The 9,915-nt window shown below is 36.3% G+C and carries 10 protein-coding genes; 7 read left to right on the forward strand and 3 right to left on the reverse strand.

Features of this window, described 5'->3' with window-relative positions; translation table 11 throughout:
• The first annotated feature begins 410 nt into the window (after positions 1-410).
• The gene (locus tag ACY65O_RS12115; RefSeq protein ID WP_462221115.1) at positions 411-1,940 is read left to right on the forward strand and encodes a trypsin-like peptidase domain-containing protein; all 1,530 of its coding nucleotides are present in this window, start codon (positions 411-413) and stop codon (positions 1,938-1,940) included.
• A 384-nt stretch (positions 1,941-2,324) separates the two neighbouring features.
• On the opposite strand, the gene ACY65O_RS12120 is transcribed toward ACY65O_RS12115, so the two are convergent.
• From ACY65O_RS12120 to ACY65O_RS12130, 3 genes are all read right to left on the reverse strand, one after another.
• Positions 2,325-3,413, reverse strand: a complete 1,089-nt coding sequence (locus ACY65O_RS12120) for a T9SS type A sorting domain-containing protein (protein WP_462221116.1) — start codon at positions 3,411-3,413, stop codon at positions 2,325-2,327.
• A gap of 467 nt (positions 3,414-3,880) precedes the next feature.
• Positions 3,881-5,515: a chaperonin GroEL gene (groL, locus tag ACY65O_RS12125; RefSeq protein WP_462221117.1), complete on the reverse strand. Its 1,635-nt coding sequence runs from the start codon at positions 5,513-5,515 to the stop codon at positions 3,881-3,883.
• 70 nt (positions 5,516-5,585) lie between these two features.
• Positions 5,586-5,870 carry a co-chaperone GroES gene (locus tag ACY65O_RS12130; RefSeq protein WP_462221118.1) on the reverse strand — a complete coding sequence of 95 codons (285 nt, stop codon included), beginning with the start codon at positions 5,868-5,870 and terminating at the stop codon, positions 5,586-5,588.
• 245 nt (positions 5,871-6,115) lie between these two features.
• Here ACY65O_RS12130 and nusB point away from each other — a divergent pair, with 245 nt between their 5' ends.
• From nusB to ACY65O_RS12160, 6 genes are all read left to right on the forward strand, one after another.
• Complete coding sequence (gene nusB, locus ACY65O_RS12135) at positions 6,116-7,048, forward strand: transcription antitermination factor NusB (RefSeq protein WP_462221119.1); 933 nt, start codon at positions 6,116-6,118, stop codon at positions 7,046-7,048.
• A 21-nt stretch (positions 7,049-7,069) separates the two neighbouring features.
• Positions 7,070-7,534, forward strand: a complete 465-nt coding sequence (locus ACY65O_RS12140; protein WP_462221120.1) for a DUF1573 domain-containing protein — start codon at positions 7,070-7,072, stop codon at positions 7,532-7,534.
• Between the two features lie 50 nt (positions 7,535-7,584).
• A complete protein-coding gene (gene yajC, locus ACY65O_RS12145) occupies positions 7,585-7,920 on the forward strand; it encodes a preprotein translocase subunit YajC (protein ID WP_462221121.1) in 336 nt (111 codons plus the stop codon).
• Between the two features lie 134 nt (positions 7,921-8,054).
• Positions 8,055-8,648 (forward strand): dephospho-CoA kinase, encoded by a 594-nt coding sequence (gene coaE / locus ACY65O_RS12150; protein WP_462221122.1) that lies wholly within the window; start codon positions 8,055-8,057, stop codon positions 8,646-8,648.
• A gap of 3 nt (positions 8,649-8,651) precedes the next feature.
• A complete protein-coding gene (locus tag ACY65O_RS12155; RefSeq protein WP_462221123.1) occupies positions 8,652-9,011 on the forward strand; it encodes a cupin domain-containing protein in 360 nt (119 codons plus the stop codon).
• Positions 9,012-9,104: 93 nt separating this feature from the next.
• Positions 9,105-9,915 (forward strand): NAD(P)H-hydrate epimerase (locus ACY65O_RS12160; protein WP_462221124.1); only part of this gene is annotated, 811 nt, incomplete at its 3' end.

Raw genomic sequence — 9,915 nt, forward strand, 5'->3', positions numbered from 1 at the left:
GTTTTTGTTAAGTTTATAAGGTGATAAGATGTTTAGGGGTTTAGGGTTTAGGGGTTTAGGGTTTAGGGGTTTAGGGTTTAGGGGTTTAGGGTTTAGGGGTTTAGAGGTTTAGAAAACATGTACGAAGCTCTTCCTAATTAACTGTTAAAGATGGCAGTTGGTAAATCCCAATTTGTCAGTTCTGCGTTACTTTGTATTGTTGGGCATAAGAGTTGATATTCAAAAAAGGGAAGTTGAAAATTGCACCTCTCCTTTAATAAAAGTTGAATAAATTTATACTGTTGAAGAGTGCACTTCCTGCGTCAGTGTAAACTATACCAATGAAGCCAAATAGAAATTCTGATGCCGGACTCCCGAAAAAATCGGGGCAAGAAAAAAATTATAAAAATAAAACCTAAGAAAAAATGAAAATGAAACAAGTGTTATCTACAGTAGCAATTAGTGCTGTTACCGCCCTTGCAGTAATTTGGGGCTATGGTAAATTTATTAAACACAACGATACCTATGCCGGGCAGCAGGCGGGTATAACGCCCAATAATTACAAATATGCCGGCTTTACAGATGGTGCCACACCGCCACCAGGTGCTGTTGATTTTACTGCGCCAGCCGCAGCAGCATCGCCAACGGTTGTGCACATTACAACAAAAACAAATGCTAAACAGGTAAATAATAATTTACCCCGTACAAGGCCGGCAAATCCATTCAGCGATTTACTGGATGACGATATGTTTAACCAGTTTTTTGGGGGTCGGGGAAACGTAATTCCTGAGCAAAGAGCCAGCGGTTCCGGCGTAATTGTTAGCGAAGATGGTTACATTATTACCAACAACCATGTGGTAGATAAAGCCGATCAGTTAACAGTAACCTTAAGCAACAAAAAATCGTATAAAGCAAAAGTAATTGGTACCGATCCTGCTTACGATTTAGCCGTAATAAAAATTGAAGCAGCTGGTTTACCATTTATATTGTATGGCAACAGCGATGATTTAAAAATTGGACAATGGGTTTTAGCCATTGGTTATCCTTTAAATTTAGAAACTACAGTTACTGCCGGAATTATAAGTGCCAAAGCAAGAAGCCTTGGATTAAACAGGGATAAAACGGGTAGCCCCACGGGTGGTGTGGAATCTTTTTTACAAACAGATGCTGCAGTTAACCAGGGCAACAGTGGTGGTGCATTAGTTAATACAGATGGAAAATTAGTAGGTATAAATTCTGCTATTGCTTCGCCTACCGGTTATTACTCCGGATACTCTTATGCAATACCGGTTAACATTGCCAAAAAAGTAGTGGATGATATTATTAAGTTTGGAACAGTGCAACGTGGTTTTTTAGGAGTGCAATATGTAAATGCCAGCGATCTTGATGAAGAAAATAAGAAAAGAGCCGGTGTGCCTTTATCTGCAGAAGGTGTGTATGCACAGGAAGTACCAACAGATGGTGGCGCTTATGCTGCGGGCATTCGTAAAGGTGATATCATTACAAAAATTGATGGTATCGAAGTAAGTAACGGTGCCGAAATGCAGGGCCAGATAAGCCGCTACAAGCCCGGAGATAAAATTGCTGTAACTTATATGCGTAGCGGAAAGGAGAATACAGCGTCAGTAACGCTTAAAAATAAAGCGGGCAATTTTGATATTGTAAAAGCTGATGCAGCGCTTGATGTTTTGGGTGCCCAGTTATTAACGCTTGATGCTAAAAAAGCAAAAGACTATGGCGTGGCGGGTGGTGTGATCGTTAAAAAAATAAATGATGGTGTTTTAAATGATCAGACCCGAATGAAAGATGGTTTTATTATTTTAAAGCTTAATGATAAAGAAGTAAAATCAATTGATGAACTAAAAGCTGCAATTGGTGCAAATAAAAACGTTACCATAAGTGGTTTTTATCCCGGGTACGATGGCATGTATGAATACCCGATTACATTAGGTGCTGAATAATATTTTAGATTATTAAATTAAAATGCCGGGGTTTTTATTCCGGCATTTTTGTTTTTATGCTATTATTTTTAAAAACTATGCAGGGGAATTTTTACAAGTTGTATTAAAAGATAAATTAAATCTCTTATTCCCAAATTAGGATATAATTGTATTAAGCAATGTTATACCAATTAGACATTGAATCTATCCCATTAAAAAAATGTCAGGTTGAGCTTGTCGAAACCGGTGCAATGTCTACCCGCCTTCGACAAGCTCAGGCTTGACAGTATGATTTCAATGTCTAATTGGTATAACATTCCTGCTAACATAAATCAACATACATCATTTATATCCCAAATAAAAAACCCGCCTTACAGCGGGTCTTAATCAATTATAATATTCCTTTTATTTTTTTATCAACTTTAAACTTTGCACTTCGCCACTGCCGTCATCATATTTTACAATATAAATTCCTTTAGTCAGGTTACTGATATTAACCTGAGTTTGGAGTGTGTTAAGGCTTGCTCTAACCTGGCGCACTACTCTTCCTTCGGGACTTACAATTGTAATAATTGTACGCTCCGGAGATTTATTATGCTGTACCGTTACCTGGTCGGTTGCAGGTACCGGGTACAGTTGTATTTGTGCACTGGTTTGCTCCCTTACATAAACTTTTATAATAGAAGAATATTTACTTCTGCCATCAAAGTCTATATTTTTTACACGAAAGAACATAGTTTGCATTTGCTTGCCGGGATAATCTAAGCTGTATATTTTTTTGCCACTTGCAGTTACATAACCGGCACTGGTAAAGTCAACACCATTGGTACTGCTTTCTACATAGTAACCTTTTACATTTACTTCTTCCCCAACATTCCACAACAGTTTTACGCTGCCGTCATTATCTCTCCGGGCAACAAATCCTTCAAATGTTACGGGTAATGGACCACCTGCAACCGATAACGAAAGGTTATCAAATTGTATATTTCCTGGTTGTGTAGCCCTGAAGGTGAATTCAAATCTAATCTGCCTGCCTGCGGTAAGATCGGCATCAGTTAATAACAAACAAATACTACCCGATGTTGATGGTAAAGCTGTATAAACCGGACCATTAGCTGTATTGGCTAATATTTCAAGTGGAGGACTGGTAGCTCCTGATATAATCCTTATTCTGTACTCGGTACCGGCTGGTGCCACATAACTAAAACCAATAGTTGCTCTGCCGTCTTCGCTTTGAATATATACAGGAGAAATAAGACTGCCATTTCTTACAGTTAATCCGCTGCTTTCCAGTTCAGCACCCAATCCGGCGTTCCAAAAAAAGGCAACATCATTTGCATCTGAATAAATACTTGGGGCACTAAAGCCTTCGTCTGAAGCATTAAAATTCCGGAAGACGGTACAATTTGTAGCCGTTGTAACAATTGTTGGAGATTGTGCAATAGCAGCAATTCCCGAAGCGATCGCAATCGCAGAGAGTAAAAACTTCTTCATAATTTTTTTTTTAATAGTGTAGAGATAAAATTCAAAAAATGAATTTTCAGAGAGATGTGGGATTTAATACTTACAGAAGTTTTGCGGAAGGATTGGATAAATAATTTCTACTAATAAAATTTCAATAATGATGCCCGTTCTTATTTTTCAACTTAATAAACTTAAGATTTATATAACTACAGTAAAAATTACAATGAATTTTACCTAATGATGTTGATAAATAAAAATAGGTTGCTTTTTTTAAAACAATTATTTTATAAGACCTATTCTTTTATTGTGAAATCATTTCTACACTTTGGGAAAATATAATATTTCGCAGCAGATAAATAAATATAATAAGCAAATCAATTGACAGATTACATAATCACCATATGGCTGGAAGCTGGAGCTTCCAGGTACAAAAAAAAATCCCTCTCACTTTTCAGCAAGAGGGAATTCTTATTTATACATTATTAATTATTCATTAATTAATATCCCATTCCACCCATATCAGGTGCACCATGAGCATGAGGCGCTTCTTCTTTAGGTCTGTCGGCAATTACAGCTTCTGTAGTTAACAGCATACCTGCAATTGAAGCTGCATTTTCCAATGCTACACGGCTAACTTTAGTTGGATCAATTACACCAGCTTTGAAAAGGTTTTCGTAAACTTCTGTTCTTGCATTAAAACCAAAATCGCCTTTACCTTCTTTAATTTTTTGTACCACGATAGAACCGTCAATACCTGCATTAGCAGTTAATATGCGGATAGGTTCTTCCAAAGCACGGCGAACGATTGCCATACCAGTTTGCTCATCTGCTATCTGACCCCTTACTTTTGGTTCCAAAGCTTCAATAGCACGTATGTAAGCAACACCACCACCCGGTACAATACCTTCTTCAACTGCAGCACGGGTTGCATGTAATGCATCATCAACACGGTCTTTCTTTTCTTTCATTTCCATTTCGGTAGCAGCACCAATATATAATACTGCAACACCACCTGCCAATTTAGCTAAACGCTCCTGTAATTTTTCTTTATCGTAATCAGAAGTGGTATTTTCTATTTGTGCTTTAATTTGATTTACTCTTGAAGTAATATCTTTTTTAGCGCCTTTACCACCAACGATGGTTGTATTGTCTTTATCAATGGTTATAGATGCAGCCTGACCTAAGAAAGTTAAATCAGCCGCTTCTAATTTATGGCCTAACTCCTCACTGATAACAGTACCCGCAGTTAAGATGGCAATATCAGTCAGCATTTCTTTTCTTCTGTCGCCAAAGCCTGGTGCTTTTACTGCAGCCACTTTAATAGTACCACGTAATTTATTTACCACTAATGTTGCTAATGCTTCGCCTTCCAAATCTTCAGCAATAATTACTAAAGGACGACCGCTTTGAGCAACTTTTTCCAGGATGCTCAAAATATCTTTCATTGCAGAAATCTTCTTATCATAAATTAAAATGTAAGGATTTTGCAATTCTGCCTGCATTTTTTCGCTGTTAGTTACAAAATACGGAGAGATATAACCCCTGTCGAACTGCATACCTTCAACTATATCTACTGTAGTATCAGTACCTTTTGCTTCTTCAACAGTAATCACACCTTCTTTACCCACTTTTACAAAAGCTTCGGCAATTAATTTACCAATGGTTTCGTCGTTGTTGGCAGAGATAGTAGCTACCTGCTGTATTTTTTTACTGTCGTTACCAACAGTTTGAGATTGTGCTTTTAAATTTTCAACTACAATACTAACCGCTTTATCAATACCTCTTTTCAAATCCATTGGGTTTGCACCTGCAGCTACCATTTTCAAACCTTCACTTATAATTGACTGAGCTAAAACAGTTGCAGTTGTGGTACCATCACCTGCAATATCTGCAGTTTTGCTGGCCACTTCTTTAACCATTTGAGCACCCATATTTTCAATAGGGTCTTCCAGTTCAATTTCTTTAGCAACAGTAACACCATCTTTAGTTACCTGCGGTGCACCAAATTTTTTCTCAATAACTACATTACGACCTTTTGGTCCAAGTGTTACTTTAACAGCGTTGGCTAAAGTGTCAACACCTTTTTTCATTTTATTTCTTGCTTCAATATCGAAGTATATCATTTTTGCCATAAAACTCAATTTTAGATTTTTGATTTACAATTTTAGATTTGTCTTGCAACCAATAAATGGTTGCTGCCTTTTAAACAATTGCAAGGATATCACTCTCCCTCATAATTAAATAATCCTGTCCTTCAACAGTAATTTCGGTACCTGCATATTTACCATATAATACGGTATCGCCGGTTTTTACAGTTACAGGTTCATCTTTTTTACCAGGGCCAGCGGCCAAAACAGTACCACGCTGTGGTTTTTCTTTTGCTGTATCAGGAATAATAATACCGCCTGCAGATTTTTCTTCAGCAGCGGCTGGTTTCACAATGACCCTGTCGTGCAATGGGGTAATGCTTAACTTCTTTGTTGCCATAACTCTATTGTTTTTGATTGGTTTAATAATTCGGTCGGCAAAGGTATGCTAAATCTGTGCCACACAAAATTAAAAGAAAGGTTGTCAGTTTTAGGTTGAAAGTTGATGATGGAAGGTTGATTGTTGGAAAATTCGGCAGACATTTAAAAAATTATTCAGGCATTTTTGGCAGGGTAATTTTTAAAACAACCAACATCAAACTATAAACACCAAACCAAATTACTTACCTTTGCCGTCTTAAAATTATGATTAGCAGAAGAAACATAAGGGTAAAAGTGATGCAAACGCTTTACACCGTTGACAGCATGAGCGGAGAAGTAAAACCCGGAGAACCGCTCAGCATCTTAAATAAAAAATTAGAACAGAGCCGCCAGCTTTTTACTTACTTAATTTATTTTATTACCGAAGTAGCCCGCTACTCCGAAACAGCTGCAAAGCACAGGGCTTCTAAAAATTTGCCTTCGGCAGAAGATCTTTCGGTTAACACCAAAATTGCAGGTAACGAAATACTGTGGAAAATTGTAGAGCAACCCCGGTTTAATGCAACTGTTACTGAATTTAAATTAAAGCATATAATCGATACCGATTTATTAAAGAAGATATACCTGCAACTGGTAGAATCTGCCGAGTATAAAGAATATATTGAAGAGCAATCGAGGGATAAAAAATCGGAAAAAGATATTTTGGAATTTATTTTCAGCACGCTGCTTTTACCCAATGAAAATTTTATAACTCACCTTGAAGAAAATTTTATTCACTGGGATGATGATGGCGAAATGATGCAGCAATTGGTGCTGAACTTTTTACAAAAACCAAACAGCTACGATTTTGGTGAAATGGTGAGTAAAGAAAAATTAGATTTTGCAAAAAGCCTTTTGCTAACCACCTTAGATAAAAGCGAAGTAACACTGGAGTTGATAAAACCTAAATTAAAAAATTGGGATGCCGACCGCATAGCTGCACTCGATTTAATAATTTTGCAAATGGGTGTTAGCGAATTTTTATTTTTTGAAACCATCCCCACAAAAGTTACCATTAATGAATATATCGATCTGGCAAAAGAATACAGTACCGTACAAAGCGGGCAGTTTGTAAATGGCCTGTTAGATAACATTCATAAAGAGCTTACACTCGAAAATAAAATTCATAAAAAAAATTATAAAAACAGCACCCTGTAAATAACTTTAAAAAAATTATTAATGAAAAAATATTTTTTATTTCTTGTAATTCCTGCTGCACTTATTTCTTGTGATGTAAAAAGGAAGGACAAGATTTCAGATGATTCTAAAACTGATTCCATTAAAATGGCGCAAAAAAAGTTGGCGGATGAAGAGGCGCTTAAAAACACCACTACGGTTGAAATGATAGACAGTGTGTATAATTTTGGAACGGTTGCAGAAGGAGAAAAAGTAGCATTCAGTTACAGGTTTAAAAATTCAGGCAGCAATCCATTAGTAATTTTTGATGCAAGCGCAACATGTGGCTGTACCATACCCGAAAAACCTGAGCAGCCCATTTTACCCGGCGAAACAGGTTTTATTAAAGTAATATTTAACAGCAGCGGAAAACATGGTCACAACGAAAAGATTATCAGCGTAACATCAAATGCAAGACCCCTTTTTCCTCCTTTAAAATTAACAGGAGAAGTAAAAGAAAAAAAGTAATTATATCATCAGTTTACAAACAAATTATTTAACCAAATAATAAAAACAACATGCAACTATTAAGTATTTTTTTACAGGTAAGTTCAGGTACCAGCTCTTGGTTTACACCGGTAATGATGGGTGGAATGATTTTAGTGTTTTATTTTTTTATGATAAGGCCGCAGGCAAAAAAAGCCAAGCAACAAAAACAGTTTATAAACGATTTGCAAAAAGGCGATAAAATTGTAACCATTGCCGGCATACATGGTAAAGTAAATAAAGTAAATGACGACAATACTTTAGAAATGGAAGTGAGCCCCGGCAGTTATATTAAAATTGAACGCAGCGCTATCAGCATGGAGTGGACGACCAATATTAACAAGCCTGCCGCTGAGGTTAAGAAATAATTTATTTCATTTTACAGTTTTGCGATTTTATATTTATGTTGATTACAGGGTATTCAAATCTGAAATCGTAAATCTAAAATCGCAAATTTTTTATTTATAAAACATAATAATCCCTCTTTAGGGGACAGGGGCTTATGCTTAAAATAGGATTAACTGGCGGCATTGGCGGCGGAAAAAGCACTGTAGCAAAAGTATTTGAAGTGCTGGGCATGCCCGTATACTATGCAGATGATGCTGCTAAAAAATTAATGAACGAAGAAGGACCACTTAAACAACAAATTCAGAAAATTTTTGGTGCTACCGCATATAGAAACGGACAGTTAGACAGAAAATATGTTGCTGACATTGTTTTTAAAAAACCCGACAAATTACAATTATTAAATGCACTGGTACACCCTGCAACAATTAATGATGCACAAAAGTGGATGCAAAGACAGCGAACTTCTTACGCAATAAAAGAAGCAGCACTTATTTTTGAAAGCGGCGCACAACAAAAGTTAGATTATGTAATTGGTGTGTTCGCCCCCACTCCCCTACGTATACAACGCACCATGCAGCGTGACGGTATTACTGAGGAAGAAGTGATAGCACGTATAAACAAACAACTGGACGAAAACTCCAAAATGCAGCTGTGCGATTTTGTTATTATAAATGATGAGAAGCAATTGCTGATACCGCAGGTAGTGGAAGTGCATAAAAAAATAACAGCTTTAACCAATAAAAAATAATTTATGGATAAAGTAAATATCGCAGAAAAGCTATCCCTTTTTAACGATTACTGCAATCCACGTATTATTGGCGAGTTAAACGGCCAGCAGGTAAAAGCAGTAAAATTAAATGGCGAATTTATCTGGCATAAACATGATAATGAAGACGAGTTGTTTATGGTGATGAAGGGTACATTATTTATGGAATTAAGAGATAAGACAATAACAATAAACGAAGGTGAATTTTTAATTGTACCAAGAGGAACCGAACATAAACCTGTTGCAAAAGAAGAAGTACATATTTTATTATTTGAACCTGCAACTACTCTAAACACCGGCGAAGTACAAAACGAACTTACAAAAACTGTTTTACAAAAATTATAACCCCGTCATCGTCTGAGGCGGGGATGTAATGGTTTTGAGTTTTAACTCAACCTGATCCTTACACCTAAAGCAATTGTTTTGTAACTTCAATGCATGAAAATATTTTCAGCAGCACAAATAAAACAATGGGATGCTTTTACTGCAGCAAACGAACCTGTTACTTCCATTAATTTAATGGAAAGAGCTGCAGCAAAATGTGTGCAGTGGCTTACAGAAAATAATTACAATAAAAAACATTTTCAAATCTTTTGTGGCAAAGGCAATAATGGCGGCGATGGTTTAGCCATTGCAAGATTGCTCATTCAAAAAAAAATTGCAGCAACCGTTTATATTCTCGAATTTGGAAATATTGGTAGCCAGGATTTTCAAAATAATTTAGCTAAATTACATCAATGCAGCACGGATATTCATTTTATTCAATCACCGGAATTTTTTCCTGCAATAAAAAGTGATGCTGTAATTATTGATGCGTTATTCGGTACGGGTTTAAATAAACCATTAGAAGGTATTAGTGCGGCATTGGTAAATCATATCAATAATTGTAACGCAGCAATCGTTGCAATAGATTTACCGAGTGGTTTAGCAGCAGACAGTTCATCAAAAAATAACGCTGTTATTAAAGCAACTCATACCCTTTCTTTTCAAAATTATAAACTATCTTTTTTATTACCGGAGAATGAAAACTATTGTGGCATCATCCATATTTTAAATATCGGTCTGCATAATAAATTTGACAAAGAAGAAGCTGCAGTTTTTGAATTAACCGACCTCAATTTTATCAAAACAATTTATAAACCAAGAAATAAATTTTCTCATAAAGGCAATTATGGCCATGCGGCGCTGTTATGTGGCAGTTATGGTATGATGGGAGCCGCCATTTTAAGTGCCAAGGCCTGTTTACGAA

The organism is Ferruginibacter sp. (genome assembly GCF_031430955.1).
In the GTDB taxonomy this organism is placed as follows: domain Bacteria; phylum Bacteroidota; class Bacteroidia; order Chitinophagales; family Chitinophagaceae; genus Ferruginibacter.